At 44.0% G+C, this 17,189-nt stretch carries 14 protein-coding genes; 5 read left to right on the forward strand and 9 right to left on the reverse strand.

All coding sequences use genetic code 11. The features are described 5' to 3' along the window. Positions 1–87: 87 nt before the first annotated feature. The 4 genes from phoU to AB4507_RS19240 form a co-directional block, all read right to left on the reverse strand. Positions 88–786, reverse strand: a complete 699-nt coding sequence (gene phoU, locus AB4507_RS19225) for a phosphate signaling complex protein PhoU (protein WP_372183126.1) — start codon at positions 784–786, stop codon at positions 88–90. 74 nt (positions 787–860) lie between these two features. Beyond that, on the reverse strand, positions 861–1,679 hold the full coding sequence (pstB, locus tag AB4507_RS19230) for a phosphate ABC transporter ATP-binding protein PstB (RefSeq protein WP_372183128.1): 819 nt from the start codon (positions 1,677–1,679) through the stop codon (positions 861–863). Then, positions 1,680–3,389, reverse strand: a complete 1,710-nt coding sequence (pstA, locus tag AB4507_RS19235; RefSeq protein WP_102394416.1) for a phosphate ABC transporter permease PstA — start codon at positions 3,387–3,389, stop codon at positions 1,680–1,682. Between the two features lie 111 nt (positions 3,390–3,500). After that, positions 3,501–5,717 (reverse strand): ABC transporter permease subunit, encoded by a 2,217-nt coding sequence (locus AB4507_RS19240; protein ID WP_372183130.1) that lies wholly within the window; start codon positions 5,715–5,717, stop codon positions 3,501–3,503. Between the two features lie 200 nt (positions 5,718–5,917). On the opposite strand from AB4507_RS19240, the gene ppk1 reads away from it, so the two are divergent. Together ppk1 and ppx are read left to right on the forward strand one after the other, a co-directional pair. Then, entirely contained in the window at positions 5,918–8,014 is a 2,097-nt protein-coding gene (gene ppk1 / locus AB4507_RS19245; RefSeq protein WP_372183132.1) for a polyphosphate kinase 1, read from the forward strand. Further along, on the forward strand, positions 8,005–9,516 hold the full coding sequence (gene ppx, locus AB4507_RS19250) for an exopolyphosphatase (protein WP_372183134.1): 1,512 nt from the start codon (positions 8,005–8,007) through the stop codon (positions 9,514–9,516). The genes ppk1 and ppx overlap by 10 nt, the downstream gene beginning before the upstream one ends. A 76-nt stretch (positions 9,517–9,592) precedes the next feature. On the opposite strand, the gene AB4507_RS19255 is transcribed toward ppx, so the two are convergent. From AB4507_RS19255 to phoB, 3 genes are read right to left on the reverse strand one after another with little or no spacing between them, the layout of a single operon-like run. Continuing rightward, entirely contained in the window at positions 9,593–10,549 is a 957-nt protein-coding gene (locus tag AB4507_RS19255) for a PstS family phosphate ABC transporter substrate-binding protein (RefSeq protein WP_372183140.1), read from the reverse strand. A gap of 17 nt (positions 10,550–10,566) precedes the next feature. Then, positions 10,567–11,865 (reverse strand): phosphate regulon sensor histidine kinase PhoR, encoded by a 1,299-nt coding sequence (gene phoR / locus AB4507_RS19260; RefSeq protein ID WP_372183136.1) that lies wholly within the window; start codon positions 11,863–11,865, stop codon positions 10,567–10,569. Between the two features lie 33 nt (positions 11,866–11,898). Continuing rightward, positions 11,899–12,588, reverse strand: coding sequence for a phosphate regulon transcriptional regulator PhoB (phoB, locus tag AB4507_RS19265; RefSeq protein WP_004735064.1), 690 nt, complete (start codon positions 12,586–12,588; stop codon positions 11,899–11,901). Positions 12,589–12,782: 194 nt separating this feature from the next. Between phoB and rdgC the strand changes: the two genes are divergently transcribed. The 3 genes from rdgC (at position 12,783) to AB4507_RS19280 (ending at position 15,611) form a co-directional block, all read left to right on the forward strand. Further along, complete coding sequence (gene rdgC / locus AB4507_RS19270; RefSeq protein WP_017062534.1) at positions 12,783–13,697, forward strand: recombination-associated protein RdgC; 915 nt, start codon at positions 12,783–12,785, stop codon at positions 13,695–13,697. 206 nt (positions 13,698–13,903) lie between these two features. Continuing rightward, entirely contained in the window at positions 13,904–15,322 is a 1,419-nt protein-coding gene (gene yegQ, locus AB4507_RS19275) for a tRNA 5-hydroxyuridine modification protein YegQ (RefSeq protein WP_372183138.1), read from the forward strand. A gap of 34 nt (positions 15,323–15,356) precedes the next feature. Then, positions 15,357–15,611: a YfhL family 4Fe-4S dicluster ferredoxin gene (locus tag AB4507_RS19280; protein WP_004735061.1), complete on the forward strand. Its 255-nt coding sequence runs from the start codon at positions 15,357–15,359 to the stop codon at positions 15,609–15,611. 42 nt (positions 15,612–15,653) lie between these two features. On the opposite strand, the gene AB4507_RS19285 is transcribed toward AB4507_RS19280, so the two are convergent. Together AB4507_RS19285 and mepA are read right to left on the reverse strand one after the other, a co-directional pair. Beyond that, positions 15,654–15,962, reverse strand: coding sequence for a hypothetical protein (locus tag AB4507_RS19285; RefSeq protein ID WP_017062536.1), 309 nt, complete (start codon positions 15,960–15,962; stop codon positions 15,654–15,656). Between the two features lie 274 nt (positions 15,963–16,236). Continuing rightward, complete coding sequence (gene mepA / locus AB4507_RS19290) at positions 16,237–17,076, reverse strand: penicillin-insensitive murein endopeptidase (RefSeq protein WP_017062537.1); 840 nt, start codon at positions 17,074–17,076, stop codon at positions 16,237–16,239. Between the last annotated feature and the right edge of the window lie 113 nt (positions 17,077–17,189).

The following is a 17,189-nucleotide window of genomic DNA, read 5'->3' on the forward strand; positions in this document are numbered from 1 at the left end:
GCTCGGCGCACCAACAAAACCTTTGTGCCTTACGACACAACGGTCAATTTCAATCTTGGTGCAATAATTAGCTTCTAAAGATAAGCTCTATTTGAGTGCGTCATCAAGGCTTTGAACGCCTAGGTGACGTACATCTTTACCCTTCACAAAGTAAATAATGTATTCGCAGATATTTTGGCAGCGGTCTCCCACTCGCTCAATCGCACGCGCTGACCACATCACCTGCAAAATATTAGGAATGTTCTTAGGGTCTTCCATCATATAGGTCATTAACTGACGAATAACGGCCTCGTACTCCGCATCCAACTTATCATCAAGCTTGTGAACTTCAGCTGCCGCATCAACATCCATACGAGCAAACGCATCTAATACTTGGTGAAGCATGGTGATTGCCTGACGACAAAGAGGCTCTAATGAGACATGAAATTTTTGCTCTTTGGTTGAAGGGATCTCAATAGCACCTTGCGCAATTTTAGAAGCAACATCGCCAATACGTTCCAGATCGGTAATCGTTTTGATGATCGCCATAATCAAACGCAGATCCTTCGCTGTCGGCTGACGCTTTGCAATGATTCGAGTACAAGCCTCATCAATCGACACTTCCATCGCATTCACTTTGTGGTCATCACGAATCACTTTTTTGGCCAATTCAACATCGTCTTTATGAAGCGCCTGCATTGCAAACGAGAGTTGCTGCTCCACTAACCCGCCCATGGTCAATACATGAGTACGGATCGATTCTAACTCGACATTGAATTGCCCTGAAATGTGGCGACCGAAATGCATACTTGCTCCTTGAAAGAAATGAAGAAAGCCATTTTTGTAGAGTGACTTAGCTCTAGATGACACCTTTGGAGAGGTTAGCCATATCTACCAGTAATGTAGTCTTCCGTCTGGTTTTTCAATGGAGACGTAAAAATTGAGTCCGTATCTGAGTACTCGATCAATTTTCCCATATGAATAAAGGCAGTATGGTCACTTACACGCGCGGCTTGTTGCATGTTGTGGGTAACAATCACCACTGTGTATTGCGTTTTGAGATCGTTGATCAACTCTTCAATCGTCAAAGTAGAAATCGGATCGAGTGCCGATGTCGGCTCATCTAACAACAGCACTTCAGGCTCAATCGCAACCGCACGAGCGATAACCAAACGCTGCTGTTGACCGCCAGATAAACCAAAAGCATTCTCATGCAACCGATCTTTCACTTCATCCCATAACGCAGCAGCGCGCAGAGAGCGTTCAACCGCATCATCAAGGTCTCGGCTGTTGTTAACGCCTTGTAGCCTCAAGCCATAAACCACATTCTCATAGATAGATTTAGGAAAAGGGTTTGGACGCTGGAATACCATACCCACACGGCGTCGTAAGGTCGCAACATCCACCTTAGGGTGATAGACGTTCTTGCCATGAAGCTTCACTTTCCCGGAAACCTTACAGCCTTCAACAAGATCGTTCATGCGATTAATGCAGCGCAGCAGAGTCGACTTACCACACCCAGAAGGGCCGATAAACGCCGTCACCTGCCCCTTCGGGATCTGCATCGAGATATCATCAAGTGCTTGGCTCTCTTTATAGTAAAGATTTAGCCCTTCGATCGAGATAGCAATTTGCTCATCCTTCAGATTGTGAACATCAAGTGGTGCTTGGTAACCCAAGGTTTCATTAATCGAGAACATCTAATCTTGTCCTAAGGTTCGGTATTTTTCACGCAAGTTATTACGGATATTGATGGCTGTTAAGTTCAACCCAACAATCACCGTAACCAATAAAAATGAAGTCGCATACACTAAAGGTCGTGCCGCTTCGATATTAGAGGTTTGAAAACCAACATCATAGATATGAAAGCCTAAATGCATGAACTTTCTATCTAAGTGTAAATACGGAAACTGACCATCGACTGGCAAGCTAGATGCCAATTTAACAACACCCACCAGCATAAGTGGTGCAACTTCCCCCGCGGCTCTCGCGATTGCCAAAATTAAACCAGTGATAATCGCTGGGCTTGCCATCGGTAAAACAATGCGCCAAAGCGTCTCAAATTGAGTCGCACCAAGCGCTAATGAACCGTGCCTCACTGCACTAGGAATACGCGTTAAGCCCTCTTCCGTGGTTACGATAACGACTGGAAGCGTCAAGACCGCTAAGGTTAGTGCTGACCAAAGTAGACCCGGCGTACCAAATGTCGGTGCTGGCAATCGCTCTGCATAGAACAACGTATCAATCGAGCCACCAATGGTATAGACGAAAAAGCCTAAACCAAAAACGCCATACACAATCGACGGTACACCCGCCAAGTTAATCACGGCGATACGAATTAAACGTGTTAGTGCGTTGTTTTTTGCGTATTCATGAAGATATATCGCAGCGACTACCCCAAGAGGCATCACGACGATCGACATGAGAATAACCAACAGTACTGTGCCAAAAATAGCAGGAAACACACCGCCTTCAGAGTTTGAGTCTCGTGGGTTCTCTGATAAGAACTTCCAAACTTGTTTGCCCCAGTGCCCAACCTTTTCTAGGTAAGACATATTATTTGGGTACCAATAATCCAGAATGTGACTTAGCGAAATCTCGACCTGCTCGCCTGTCATATCCTCAACGAGTAAGCTTTCGACATTAAGTTGCGTTCTAAGGTGCTCAAGCTTAACTTCGGCTTCACCTAACTGGCGGTTTAATTCCAGTTTAGTTTGAGTATAGGTTTTAAGGTATTCATCGCTCACTGACTCATTGAGTTCAAGCTTACGCTTTTCTAAGCGCAGGTTTTCCAATTGCCAGCTGATATTGCGAATTTCTTGGTTCACGACACGCGACGTTTCTTTACGTAACGTATCAGCGAACGCCAAGCCTTGTTCGAGCTTTTGGTCTATGTTCGAGTCAAAAGTGCCAGAAGCGGTTTTAAAACCCACCGGCTTACCAAAGAAATAACCACCTCGACTTCGTTCAATCACAACCCAATCAAGCGGGGTAGTGGGTTCACGTAAGTTAACATCCAGAATAGAAACAAAGTCCGCAGGGTACAGTTCTCTGTTAGCAACTTTGATGCTTAAGCGCTGTATCAGCCCAGTCGACAAATTTTGAGGAGACAAAAGGTCATGGACTTGTGGAACTTGCTCTATCGGGATGTATTTTCGTTCATATAACTGACCAACCAATACATCTTGTTTTGATACGGTTTCGTCAAGATCGACCACTAGCGATAAGTCTTTGGAGTCAACTTGCCATTGATACAAAGGTGCGGGCCAAAAATAGGTTAAGCCCTTCCAACCAATCAGCAGCATTAGGCCAAGAACAGAAAGCATACTGATGCTCACCGCCCCGCCCGTAAGCCAGATCCACGGAGAGCCCGATTTAACCCAAGATAATAATGACTTCAGTTTATTCATCATGATCGACCTTGCTCTTGGCGTGCTGAAATCAAGGAGCTGCAAAGATCAAGAGACACGCTAGTCAAGCTACTAAAAGCCATTGATACACATTGAGGCAAACCTTTAAAACTACAGCGCACGATATTTATCTCTCAGTCTTTGTCTAACCCACTCAGCAACTGAGTTCACCGCGAATGTAAAGATAAACAGCAAGAGTGCAGCCAAGAACAGCAAGCGGAAATGAGAACCACCCACTTCTGATTCTGGCAGCTCAACAGCAATCGTTGCCGATAAAGTTCTCATCCCTTCCAAAACATTCCAGTCAAGAATTGGGGTGTTACCTGTCGCCATCAAGACGATCATGGTTTCACCAACTGCTCGCCCTAGCCCCATCATAACCGCAGAAAAGATACCTGGACTCGCCGTCAATAGCACCACATAAATAAGCGTCTGCCACGCCGTCGCACCCAACGCTAATGACCCATCAGACAAATGTTTAGGTACAGAGAAAATAGCATCTTCAGCAATAGTGAAAATCGTTGGGATGACCGCAAAGCCCATAGCAAAACCAACCACTAGCGCATTGCGTTGGTCAAAGTCGATACCATAGCTAGCCAAGAAGGTACGAATATCACCACCAAATAACAAGGCTTCAATGTTGTTTCCACCAGCAAACACCGCAACCACTGTAATCACCAATACCGGAATCAATATCAGAGCATGCCAACCGTTAGAGAAGCGACCCGTTACCCTCTTCGGTAAACAGAACCAAACAAGTCCAGTCAACAGTGTGCTCAGTGGTAATAGCATCATTAATGAGAAGACAGCCGTTAAATGTGTTTCAACGATTGGAGCAAACCAAAGCCCAGCCAAAAATCCGATGATCACGGTTGGAAGAGCTTCCATCAGCTCTATCGAAGGCTTCACCACTCTTCGCATGCGTGGAGACATAAAATAAGCGGTGTAAATAGCTCCGAGCACAGCAACCGGCACGGCAAACATCATCGCAAACAGAGCGGCTTTGATAGTACCGAATGTGATAGGTACTAAACTGAATTTCTCTTCAAAGTCATCATTCGCCGATGTTGATTGCCAAACGTATTGCGGCTCAGGGTAACTTTCATACCAGACCTTTTGCCAAAGCGAGGAGAATGAGATTTGTGGGTATTCATTGTCGACTTTAGCCACACTGATGATGCCATTAATCAACGTTGCCAGATGCAGTTCATTGGCAGACATAGCGGCTAGTTGTGGTGATTTATCAAATGCGCGTTCAAACAACGACAGCTTTTCACTGGTCGTATAGTGGCTTTGTAATGTGCCGTTCTTATAGAAGCTATAAAAACCCTTTCTATAAGTATCAGGAAGAATAAATTGCACTTGTTCAGCAAGTTGGAAGTCTCGAATATGGGTCAGGCTACGCTTTTCATCTTTGAGTACATCGAACCATTGAGAAACCTGTCCGTCCTCATGCGTAACCAACAACGAGTATGCGCCAGACAATAAATCGATGCTTTTCACGGAATGCTTCGCATCATTTAAGCTAAGATCAATCACTTCACGAACATCAAAACCGTTATCTGATAGTTTCAAAACAACCAAATCCGATTGTGCTCGTAGGTATAAGGTTTGCCCATCAGGTGTGACAAACAGTTGCTGCTGCAAGCCCAACTTATCCGATAGCCATTGGCTCTTCTGAAAAACATACTGACCAGTAAGGTCACTCTGATACCACTTAACCAAGACTCGTTGGTCACTTAACTGCGCGGCAACCGTAATCCCACGTCCATTCTTAGAGAACGCGAATTTGTCGATCGTCGCCCCATTTGAGGGTTCATCATTTAAAAATGGTTCTGGGAGATCGATTTGCTCAATTTTAGGATCGGCTTCACTGCCCTTTTGCAGCACAGGCGCACTATACTCAGGATAGAAAAAAGTAAGGTTGCTTGCACTATCGGCAAAGGCAAACCAGTTTTCAGATGGGGTATTTCGAGAAAAGGCGATGGGGTTGGCTACAACATCACGCTCAAAGTAAGAGTGTGTATTTTGAGACTCTAAATCCCAAAACTGTACCAAACCAGATTTTTCGATAGTAAATGCATGCTGACCGTATTCATCAACCGATAAGACGATAGGTTTTTCTACGGCAACGGTCTTTACAGCTTGGTCTGTCTCTAAACCAGTATCAGAAAATACCGGTAAAATGACCATCGCCAAGTAAACAAAGATCAATACTAGGGCAGCTAGAACACTGACCGCGCCACATGTCACCGAAAAACGGACGAGACGATCTTTCAACCATCTTTTTTTGTCGCGCTCTTTCAATGAAAATTGGGCTGATGCCATCTGTTTATCTACCTTTTTTTAGCTACTGACATAATATGTACGTTAGATGACAATTATATTACAAGTTACGTTAAACAACTGAAACTAATAACAAGTTTGTTAGCCATATTTCTTAAAGTAAGATCATAGATTTTGTGAATTTTGCCATTCTAATTTAAAGTAATCAGCTCTATAGCCAGTACTCAAGGATTCTCATCTCGATGAAAAAAGACTATGTCACAAAAGAACTTAGCTGGTTATCCTTCAACGAAAGAGTGCTCCAAGAAGCGGCAGATAAGTCAGTCCCCTTAATCGAAAGAGTTCGTTTTTTAGGTATTTACTCGAAAAACCTCGATGAGTTTTACAAAGTCCGATTTGCTGATGTGAAGCGAAAGATCTTACTTCAAGATCCGCAGCTAACCTCCAACTCGCCAAAAACCTTACTGACTCAAATGCAGAGTAAAGCGAGCAAGCTCGATGCTCAATTCCATGAACTGTATAATGACTTGCTATTGGAATTGGCACGTAATCGTATTTTTCTGGTCAACGAACAGCAAATCAGCGAAGAACAGAGTGGCTGGATAAAAAAGTACTTTAAGAAAAAAGTACTGCCGCACTTAACTCCGCTTCTCTTGAACGAAGATAGCCAGTTACTCAATATCCTCAAAGACGAACAAAGTTACTTAGCCATCGACATCGAGCGTGAGGCATCTTCTCAATATGTCTTACTCGAAATCCCATCAGAGGCACTCCCTCGATTTGTTAAGTTACCGGAACCTTCGGGTTCGCAGCGTACAACTTTGATCTTGTTAGATAATATAGTTCGATTTTGTTTGGATGACTTACTTAAAGGATTCTTTGAGTATGACTCATTGCGTTGTTTTGCGATAAAAATGACACGTGATGCCGATTATGATCTGCAAGAGGACAACGAAAATAACCTATTAGAATCGATGTCATTAGGTTTAGAACAGCGCTTAACGGCACTGCCGATCCGTCTGATCTATGAGTCAGAGATGCCCGCTGAAATGCTCAACTTCTTACAAGTCAGACTTAAACTATCTGACTATGACAGTGTCATTGCGGGTGGTCGCTATCATAACTTCAAACACTTCTCTGAGTTCCCAAGCCTTAATCGACGTGATTTAGTTAATCGTCCACTACCCGCGATTAAGTGCGCGCATTTCAGCCACTACCCTAACTATTTCGAAGCGATCAAAGCTCGTGACATCTTGTTGCATTACCCTTATCACACCTTTAATCACATCACTGAACTCGTGAGGCAGGCTTCCTTTGACCCCAAGGTAACCTCCATAAAAATAAACATTTACCGTGTTGCAGAAGGCTCAAAACTCCTCAGCTCGATCATCGATGCGGCGCACAATGGCAAAAAAGTCACTGTGGTTGTCGAGCTGCAAGCCCGCTTTGATGAGCAAGCCAATATTCAATGGACCAAGAAACTTCAAGAAGCGGGTGTAAAAGTCATTCATGGCATCCCTAGTTTGAAGATCCATTCCAAGCTGCTGCTCATCAAACGAAAAGAAGGCAAGCATACAGAGCATTATGCCCATATTGGCACTGGCAACTTCCATGAAGTTACAGCGCGCGTGTATACCGATTTTTCTCTGCTCACTGCGAATGAAGATTTGACTCAAGAGGTGAGGCAAGTCTTTAAGTATATTGAAAATCCTTATCAAAAGTCACAGTTCAAACAACTGATTGTGTCACCGAAGAATACAAGAAAACGTCTGTACCAATTGATAGATAATGAAATACAAAATGCGATAGAAGGTAAGCCTGCGAGCATCACTCTAAAACTCAACAACTTGGTCGATCGAGAGATCATTGAAAAGCTCTATCAGGCCAGCCAAGCCAATGTAAAAGTGAGAATGGTGATTCGCGGCATGTGCTCTCTTGTCCCTGGCATACCCAACATCAGTGACCATATTGAGATAATCAGTGTGGTCGATCGTTTCCTCGAACACCCTAGAGTGATGATATTTGGTAACGCTGGAAAGCCGAAAGTCTATATATCTTCCGCTGACTGGATGACACGAAACTTTGATCACCGCATCGAAGTTGCAGCCCCAATTTTAGATCCAAAGATCAAGCAAACCATTATCGATATCACCGAGTTTCATTTCGATGACAGCAACAAAGCTCGAGTACTAAACCAATCGATGAGCCACCCTTACATACAACCACCAGCAAACCCACTTGATTACCCGACGTCACAACTCTCCACTTACCACTATATTAAACGTATGGAGAAACTTGCTCGCAAGAAGTACAAACAAGAGAAGAAATCATGCCGCTAATTGATAACAAACATTCTCGATGTATTGCCGCTATCGACTTGGGTTCGAACAGCTTCCATATGGTGGTTGCCCGAGTATTCGATCAACACCTGCAATTAGTCAGCAGGCACAAACAGAAAGTGAGATTAGGTGATGGATTGGATGAACATAACGTCCTATCCGAAAGCGCTATCGAACGAGGTCTAGAATGCCTCAAGGTGTTCGCAGAGCGACTAGCAGATTTTGAACTTGATGATGTCAGAGTTGTTGCGACTCATACCCTAAGAAAAGCCAAAAACGCTAAAGACTTCTTAGAGCAAGCCAAACCACTGTTTCCTTTTCCAATAGAGATCATCTCAGGTCAAGAAGAAGCTCGAATAATCTATAACGGCGTAGAACACACTCAAACCGCTTCTGAATCTAAGTTGGTTATTGATATCGGTGGAGGGAGTACCGAACTCGTCGCCGGACAAGGCTTTACCCCCCTGATTATGCGCAGTTTACCGATGGGGTGCGTCAGTTTTACTCAGCGCTTCTTTGCCGATGGAGGGCTGACATCACAGCACTTCTCCGATGCTTATGTCTATGCTACTCGCCTGTTGATGCCATTAATTGAAGAATACAAACAAATCTCTTGGGAAGTTGCCTTTGGCTCATCAGGGACGGCTAAATCAATAAAAGAGGTACTCATTGGCTTAGGGTTCACCGATGGTCTCATTACGCCGCAACGCCTATCCTATTTGAAGAACCACTTATGTGAATTTCCATCATCTAAGGGATTAGACCTTTCAGGTTTAAGTGATGAAAGAAAGCCGGTGTTTGCCGCTGGCGTCACCATTCTTTCAGCAGTTATGGATATGCTCAACATCAATGAATTGCATTTCTCCGATAGTGCCTTAAGAGAAGGGGTTCTTTATGACATGGAAGATCGGTTTAAAGATATTGATGTTCGAACAAGAACCGCTGAAACGCTTGTCTCTCGATACCATGTTGACGTAGTTCATGGCCAGAAAGTCAAAGCACTCACCCTTTCATTACTGAAACAAGCGCAACCTCAGGTGAGTACTGCGGTAAATAATGAACTGTATGATCTAATTGGATGGGCTGCATTGCTTCATGAAGTGGGACAAAGCATCGCATTCCAAGGCTATCACCGTCATTCAGCTTATCTGCTTAAACATACGACTATGCCCGGTTTCAATACTGAGCAGCAGCGTCTGATCTCAGCATTAGTTCGCTATCAAAGAAAAGCGATTAAGCTTAGTGACTTACCGGATCTCACGCTATTCAATACAGGGCAGGTAGCGTTGTTAATTCGAATACTGAGGATAGCAATCCTGCTCAATCGACAGCGAAGCCAATCGCCAATACCGAATGTAAAATTAACCATTGAGCAAGATGAGAATTGGTGTTTAGAAGGAGATACCATCGACTGGTTAGCTGAAAATCAACTGCTTGATTATGAACTCAAAGAAGAACAACGACGCTGGCAAGATGCTGGGTGGTCGTTGAAGCTTGAATGATGCGCCGACAAAATAAAAACAGCCTGCGGCTAGCAAGCTGTTCATACGTTAAGTTTCTACGTTCATAGTACCTAAATTAGAGTCCTATTTTTGCCAACTCTTGCTCAGCAAACTCTGACGGTATCGCTAAATAGCCATCTTTCTCTACAAGTTCTTGTCCTTGCTTTGAGAACACAAAAGTGAGGAACTCTCTTTCAACGGGAGAAAGCGGTTTATCTGGGTGTTTATTCACGTATACGTAAAGAAAGCGTGATAGAGGGTAATCACCGCTCAAGATATTCGCTCGAGTCGGCTCTACATAATCAGAACCATGCTCAGCAATAGGAATTAACTTAACGCCAGCGACACGATAGCCAATACCTGAGTAACCTATGCCGCTGATTGATGATGCGACCGACTGTACAACCGATGCAGAACCTGGCTGCTCATTGACTCGGTTCTTAAAGTCACCACCACATAGTGCGTTTTGTTTGAAATAGCCATAGGTTCCCGAAACGGAATTGCGCCCAAACAGCTGGAATCGATGTTTCGCCCAAGGTTGGTCGACGCCTAGATCTTGCCAATCGTTCAGCGGTTTCGTCGCACCACAGCGTAATGTCTCGGAAAAGATGCCATCAATCTGACGGAAATTGAGCCCCTCAATAGGATTATCTCTGTGCACAAAAAGTCCAATCGCATCGATCGCCACTCGCAGTGCTGTCGGTTTATAACCATGTTCTCTTTCAAACGCCTCTACTTCTCGCAAGCGCATCGGACGGCTCATAGGACCAAGGTGAGCAGTCCCTTCCGTTAATGCAGGAGGTGCAGTGGATGATCCAGAAGCCTGAACTTGAGCATTCACGTTCGGGTAGTAAGACTTAAACTCTTCAACCCATAATGTAGTCATTCCCGCTAAAGTATCCGAACCGACAGACAACAAGCTGCCAGAAATACCCGGTACCTTAGAATAATCAGGAAGAGAATCTACACCTTGCTCGGCATGTACAGGGGTAACCAAAGCTAATGCTAATAATGAACTGATGGGGAAACGCATCCTGCGTATTAAAGAACTCATGACACAGTCAATCGGCTAGGTAGCGTGAAATGGAATCGGCTACCAACACCCACTTCACTTTGAATTTCTAAATGTGAATCATGGTGACTCAACGCATGTTTCACAATCGCTAACCCTAGGCCACTGCCCCCAGTATCGCGTGAGCGTGCTTTATCTACACGATAGAAACGCTCTGTGAGTCGATGTAAGTGTTGTGGCTCGATACCGTCTCCGGTGTCTGATACATCCAAACAAGCACCTTGACTGGTCTGGTACCAACGTACCTTAACCGTCGCGCCCGGTGGTGTGTATTTCACTGCGTTGTAAACCAGATTCGATATAGCACTTCTCAATTGATCTTCATCAGCAAGAACGCGTAGGCTCTTATCGATATCAAACTCAAGCTTATGCTCTCGATCACCACTTAGGCTTGCCGCTTCTTTCTCAAGAACCTCAAGCATCGCCGGAACGTTGACCACTTCATCGAGCTCATGCATCGGCGCCGCTTCAATTTTCGAAAGCGTGAGTAGTTGATTAACCAAACTGTTCATTCGATTGAGCTGCTCAGTCATTACGCCATGCGCCTTGGTCCACATTGGGCCAACGATCATGTCTGGATCTTCGGTCATTTCAAGGTAACCTTGAAGGACGGTCATCGGCGTACGCAATTCATGAGAAACGTTAGCGAAGAAGTTACGGCGCATGCCTTCTAACTGCTTAAGCTGGGTCACATCACGTACCACCATCAGGTGTTCACCCTCGGTATACGGCACAATACGCAGCTCGAGCATACGCTCCACATTCAATGGAGAAGGCATCTCTAATGGCTCAGAGAAATCTTGCTTATTAAGGTACTTAATAAAATCTGGAGTACGAATCAAATTCGAGATCGGTTGACCTGAATCATCTGGCCAACGAAAGCCCAGCAAATACTGAGCTAGCTTGTTACACCAAACGATATTGCCTTCACCGCGAAATACCACAACGGCATCGGGAAGCGATTCTGCACCGTTACGGAAACGGCGGATAAGGTTAGTCAGTTCTTTGCGTTTGCGACGCTGTCTCTGCTGCATACGATAAATACCGTTAAACAGAGATTCCCAGTTCCCAGAGCCTGAAGGTGGAGTTAGACGCTTCTCATCCCACAGCCATGCGGACAAACGCATTTGGTTGTGTAGATGCCAGCCGAGCTGCAATACCGTAGCAGCCAGCAGCAACCAAGGTAGGTAACCGAATATCCATCCGACTAAAACCCATGGTGCGTAAAAAAAAGCCAGCTCCCAAGCCAGCTTTTTCCAGGTTAACTTTTCAACCATTCAGGACTCCGTAAACTGGGCAGCGAAGCCACATTAAGCCTTTGTAGAAAAACGGTAGCCAGCGCCACGAACCGTTTGGATTAGCTTATCGTGACCTGCAGACTCAAGCGCTTTACGCAGGCGTCGAATATGTACATCAACCGTTCGGTCTTCAACGTAAACATTGGTACCCCAAACGTTGTTAAGCAGCTGCTCTCGGCTGTATACACGCTCTTGGTGCGTCATAAAGAAATGCAGCATTTTGAATTCTGTTGGTCCCATATCAACTGGACCTTCACTTGCGGTAACGCGGTGAGATACAGGGTCTAACTTAAGGCCTTGCACATCAATCACATCTTCCAATGCCGTTGGTGTTACACGACGAATCACCGCTTTAAGGCGAGCAACAAGCTCTTTTGGCGAAAACGGTTTGGTAATGTAGTCGTCAGCGCCAACTTCTAAACCGCGAACCTTATCTTCTTCTTCACCACGAGCTGTTAGCATCACCACTGGGATGTTGCGAGTTAACTCTTCACGCTTCATGTGCTTGATAAAGTTTATCCCGCTACCACCAGGTAGCATCCAATCTAGTAATACTAGATCTGGGAAAGGTTCACATAGCTTGTTTACCGCTGTATCGTAATCTTCAGCCTCTACTGCTTGGTAGCCTTTTTGTTCAAGTACAAAACACAGCATCTCACGAATAGGTGCTTCATCTTCAACGACCAGAATCCTTCTCGACATAATTGAATAGCCTTTGTATTTAATCAACGCATTGCATTATCTGAGTTAATTATGACACTTTTGTGACCTTTGAAAACAAATTTTCATATAACTGTCTCAAACGTTTCACTTTATAACTTTTGATACAGAGCTAAGGACAAATCGAATTAGATCTCATATCATGAGGCACTTCTAAAAAGGTATGAGAAAAATATATGTGGTTTAAAAATTGCCTAGTCTATCGCTTCAACCGTGATATTGATTTCAACGCAGATCAGCTAGAGAAACAACTTGAAGAATTCCGCTTTACTCCTTGTGGTAGCCAAGACAAACAGAAGTTTGGTTGGGTACACGCAATGGGTAGACATGGCGATATGATGACGCACGTATCAGAAAACCGCATTCTTATCTGTGCAAAGAAAGAAGAGAAAATGCTACCCGCTTCTGTGATCAAAGAATCATTGAACGCAAAAGTAGAAACGCTTGAGGCAGAGTCTGGTACCCCTCTGAAAAAGAAAGAGAAAGACAGCCTAAAAGAAGACATCATCATTGATCTACTTCCTCGAGCATTCAGCCGCAGCAACTTCACTTACGCGCTGATCATGCCAAAAGAAGGTTTCATTGTGGTTGATGCGAGCAGCTACAAAAAAGCAGAAGATGTATTAGCATTGCTACGTAAGACAATGGGTAGCCTGCCAGTAGTGCCAGCTATCCCAGAGCAAGCGATCGAAACGACTCTTACAGAATGGGTGAAATCAGGTGATACGCCACAAGGCATCACTATGCTTGATGAAGCAGAACTAAAATCTATTCAAGAAGACGGCGGTATTGTTCGAGTTAAGAAACAAGAACTAGAAGCTGATGAGATTAAAAACCACATCGAAGCCAATAAGATGGTGACGAAACTTCTTATCAACTGGCAAGACCGTATTGAATTCATTCTTGCAGAAGATGGCAGCATCAAACGCCTAAAATTCAGTGATGAGCTCAAAGACGAAAACGACGATATTCCTCGTGAAGATCAAGCTGCGCGTTTTGATGCGGACTTCTCTCTACTTTGTGGTGAGTTCAGTGTTTTCCTTCCAAACCTATTTGAATCATTAGGCGGGTTAACTCAACCTAACGCTTAATCAGTCAAACTATAGGCTCAGGTGCTAACGGTATCTGAGCTTATTTCTCACTAAGTTCTCACTTATATCTGCCTCTAGACCGTCTTGTTAATGTCATTGCTATCTTTAGGGCTATCAACCAAACTCATTTTAGCGTAAAATTTGCGCCCCTTTGATATCACTTGGTGGTATCAACCTGACTTGAGATCAGATTAGAGAACGAAGCAATGACTACACAAAAACCATTTGTACCTGAACTATTATCACCGGCAGGAAGCCTCAAAAACATGCGTTACGCATTCGCCTACGGCGCAGATGCAGTATACGCAGGCCAGCCACGTTACAGCCTTCGTGTTCGTAACAACGAGTTCAATCACGAAAACCTACAAATCGGTATCGATGAAGCTCATGCTCAAGGCAAAAAGTTATATGTTGTATGTAACATTCAGCCGCACAACTCTAAATTAAAAACATTCATTCGCGACCTCAAACCAGTTGTAGACATGGGCCCTGACGCGCTTATCATGTCAGATCCTGGTCTTATCATGATGGTTCGTGAAGCATTCCCTGAAATGCCAATCCATCTTTCTGTTCAAGCAAACGCAGTAAACTGGGCGACCGTTAAGTTCTGGTCAACTCAAGGCGTTGAGCGTGTGATCTTATCTCGTGAGCTATCGCTTGAAGAGATCGAAGAGATTCGCGAACACTGCCCAGAAACAGAGCTAGAGATCTTTGTTCACGGAGCTCTTTGCATGGCTTACTCAGGCCGTTGTCTGCTTTCTGGTTACATGAACAAGCGCGATCCAAACCAAGGTACTTGCACCAACGCTTGCCGCTGGGAATACAAAACAGAAGCAGCGAAAGAAGACGAAAACGGTCAGATCGTTGAAGCAAACCCTACTGGTGTTGCTATTCAAGAAGTAGAAACGCAAGACATTGAAGTTCAAGATGAGCGTCCAGACAACACACTAGGCCTTGGTAAACCAACAGACGAAGTGGTTCTGCTTTCTGAATCACACAAGCCAGAAGAGAAAATGGCAGCGTTTGAAGATGAGCATGGTACTTACATCATGAACTCAAAAGACCTTCGTGCAATCCAACACGTTGAGCGCCTAACGAAGATGGGTGTTCACTCTCTGAAGATTGAAGGTCGTACTAAGTCTTTCTACTACTGTGCACGTACTGCTCAGGTTTACCGTAAAGCTATTGACGATGCAGTGGCAGGCAAACCATTCGATGAAAGCCTAATGGGTACACTAGAGAGCCTAGCTCACCGTGGTTACACTGAAGGCTTCTTACGTCGCCATACACACGATACATACCAAAACTACGAGTACGGTTACTCTATCTCTGACAATCAACAGTTTGTTGGTGAGTTCACAGGTAAGCGCCGTGGTGACCTAGCGGAAGTAGAAGTGAAGAACAAGTTCCTAGTAGGCGACAGCTTAGAAATGATGACACCGAAAGGTAACGTTGTTTTCAAACTAGAAGTTATGGAAAACCGCAAATCTGAAGCGGTCGACGATGCGAAAGGTAACGGTCACTTTGTATTTATTCCTGTACCAGCAGATCTAGATCTAGAGTACGGCTTGCTGATGCGTAACTTGAGCGAAGGCCAAGATACACGTAACGCATCAGGCAAATAATTTTTACTTAAGCGACTTACTTGAGAAGAAAATAATGGCTCTGTTAATTACTGACAAGTGCATAAACTGCGATATGTGTGATCCTGAATGCCCAAATGGTGCAATCACTATGGGCGACAGCATCTTCGAGATCGATCCTGATTTATGTACAGAGTGTAAAGGTCACTATGAAAAGCCAACATGCCAGTCAGTGTGTCCGATTACAAAATGCATCATCACTGACCCAAACCATATTGAAACTGATGACGAGCTACTTGAGAAGTTTGTTATCATTCAAGGCTTGACCTAAAAGAAGAAAGGTTCAACTTAACCATAAGTTGAACCTTTTTTTTCATCCTGATTTTCCGATTGGATAAATATTGCAGAAGAGCTCTTTTTCAAATTGATATTCGAGTCGTTCTCGCCAGTTTATTGATTGAGCTATAGGAACAAGATAAAAGTTTTCCCTGCTGGTATCGGTCACAAATGCCATTCCATACTGCATCAATTCATAGTGAACATCATTTACGAAACTAGGGTCTAAACGTTGTCTGCCTGTTAGCTGATTGATGTCATCTCTTGAAATTGAAATACCCGAGCTTTCAGCGTTGAACCTATGTCTTAACCATTCTGAAAATTCCTTCGCACAAATCATAGTCATAGTCTTATCCTTGAATTATCTATCGACGGGTATCAGACTCTGATTTCGCATACTGCATATAAGCCGCATCTTTCACCCCAAAACACTCAATCCCTGACCAAACCTTGTCAAATTCGCCATCGCCCTTGCTGATACCGTTATTGCTTTTATTAATATCAAACGATGTTCTTAATCTCGTGTTTATAAACTCTAGACAAAAGTGTGATATTTCTCCAGTTTTAGAGTCGAAAAAAACCAGTGGCAGTACCACTGTAAAAAGCCTCGATGAACAGGATTACTTATTCGATATCAAGGCCAAACACTGACTTGGCATCACTTTAACTTTTTTCTTTTTCTTAGTTTTCGCTACTTTTTTAGGAGGTGGAACTGGAACAGTCTTTGGAGCCCAACTTGCAAGTTCATCTCCACAACCGTCACCTTTAGGAGGGCTCGCTTGAGCTATGCAGTTTGAACTGCCTTCAGGACACTTTAAACGAACGTGGAAGTGGGAGTGGTGTCCCCACCAAGGTCTTATTTTGCCTAACCAAGCTCTATCATTAGCGTCAGAGTTTTCTTGTTCACAAAGGGTTTGCTTGATCACTGGATGAACAAAAATACGCACCACTTTTTCATCTTTCGCCGCATAACGAATAACTTGAAAATGATCATCGGTCCAATTCGATTCACGCAATTTGTAGTTGGTAAGATCCACAACGCTCACAGGTTTAGGCACAGCTAATTCGTTCTCTGACAACCTCTTACTGGTTAACCTTAGCCATATATCAATATCTAACCCTGTTTGATGACTTGAATGACCTGAAGAAAAGCGCCCTCCTCTGGGAAGAGAAATATCACCGATCAATAAATTAGTATTGAGCTTCTCGCTGGTCGTGACTCCTAACCTCTCAATAAACTTTATAGCTTCTGTATGGCCATAGTAGCGCTCTCTTTGAGGGCGAATGATCTGATACCCCAAACCATTAATAGGCAAAGCCTGCGCGCCGTCTAGACAGCCATTGGCATAGCTTCCAATTGATGAGGGTGAATTTCTAGTAGGGTGACTCTCTTTTTCCCACGAAGTTGCTGATAGAGAAAATGAACAAAAGAATACAACCAGTGCAAAAAAGAACCTCATAATAATCCCAAATTACTGACGCTTACTCATTATATTAGTCGCCATTTAGGATTAGGTGCATATCGTACTTAAGTTTTTGGTGGTAGCTAGTGAATTATACCAATTAAAGTAAA

The sequence above is a fragment of the Vibrio sp. 10N.222.54.A3 genome (assembly GCF_041474095.1).
In the GTDB taxonomy this organism is placed as follows: domain Bacteria; phylum Pseudomonadota; class Gammaproteobacteria; order Enterobacterales; family Vibrionaceae; genus Vibrio; species Vibrio crassostreae_C.

Coding starts and splice junctions, on each gene's coding strand:
- pstA (WP_102394416.1), bottom strand. CDS start 3,389: ATGAATAAACTGAAGTCATTATTATCTTGGGTTAAATCGGGCTCTCCG.
- ppx (WP_372183134.1), top strand. CDS start 8,005: ATGCCGCTAATTGATAACAAACATTCTCGATGTATTGCCGCTATCGAC.
- mepA (WP_017062537.1), bottom strand. CDS start 17,076: ATGAGGTTCTTTTTTGCACTGGTTGTATTCTTTTGTTCATTTTCTCTA.
- pstB (WP_372183128.1), bottom strand. CDS start 1,679: ATGTTCTCGATTAATGAAACCTTGGGTTACCAAGCACCACTTGATGTT.
- ppk1 (WP_372183132.1), top strand. CDS start 5,918: ATGAAAAAAGACTATGTCACAAAAGAACTTAGCTGGTTATCCTTCAAC.
- AB4507_RS19255 (WP_372183140.1), bottom strand. CDS start 10,549: ATGCGTTTCCCCATCAGTTCATTATTAGCATTAGCTTTGGTTACCCCT.
- AB4507_RS19280 (WP_004735061.1), top strand. CDS start 15,357: ATGGCTCTGTTAATTACTGACAAGTGCATAAACTGCGATATGTGTGAT.
- rdgC (WP_017062534.1), top strand. CDS start 12,783: ATGTGGTTTAAAAATTGCCTAGTCTATCGCTTCAACCGTGATATTGAT.
- phoR (WP_372183136.1), bottom strand. CDS start 11,865: ATGGTTGAAAAGTTAACCTGGAAAAAGCTGGCTTGGGAGCTGGCTTTT.
- phoB (WP_004735064.1), bottom strand. CDS start 12,588: ATGTCGAGAAGGATTCTGGTCGTTGAAGATGAAGCACCTATTCGTGAG.
- yegQ (WP_372183138.1), top strand. CDS start 13,904: ATGACTACACAAAAACCATTTGTACCTGAACTATTATCACCGGCAGGA.
- AB4507_RS19240 (WP_372183130.1), bottom strand. CDS start 5,717: ATGGCATCAGCCCAATTTTCATTGAAAGAGCGCGACAAAAAAAGATGG.
- phoU (WP_372183126.1), bottom strand. CDS start 786: ATGCATTTCGGTCGCCACATTTCAGGGCAATTCAATGTCGAGTTAGAA.
- AB4507_RS19285 (WP_017062536.1), bottom strand. CDS start 15,962: ATGACTATGATTTGTGCGAAGGAATTTTCAGAATGGTTAAGACATAGG.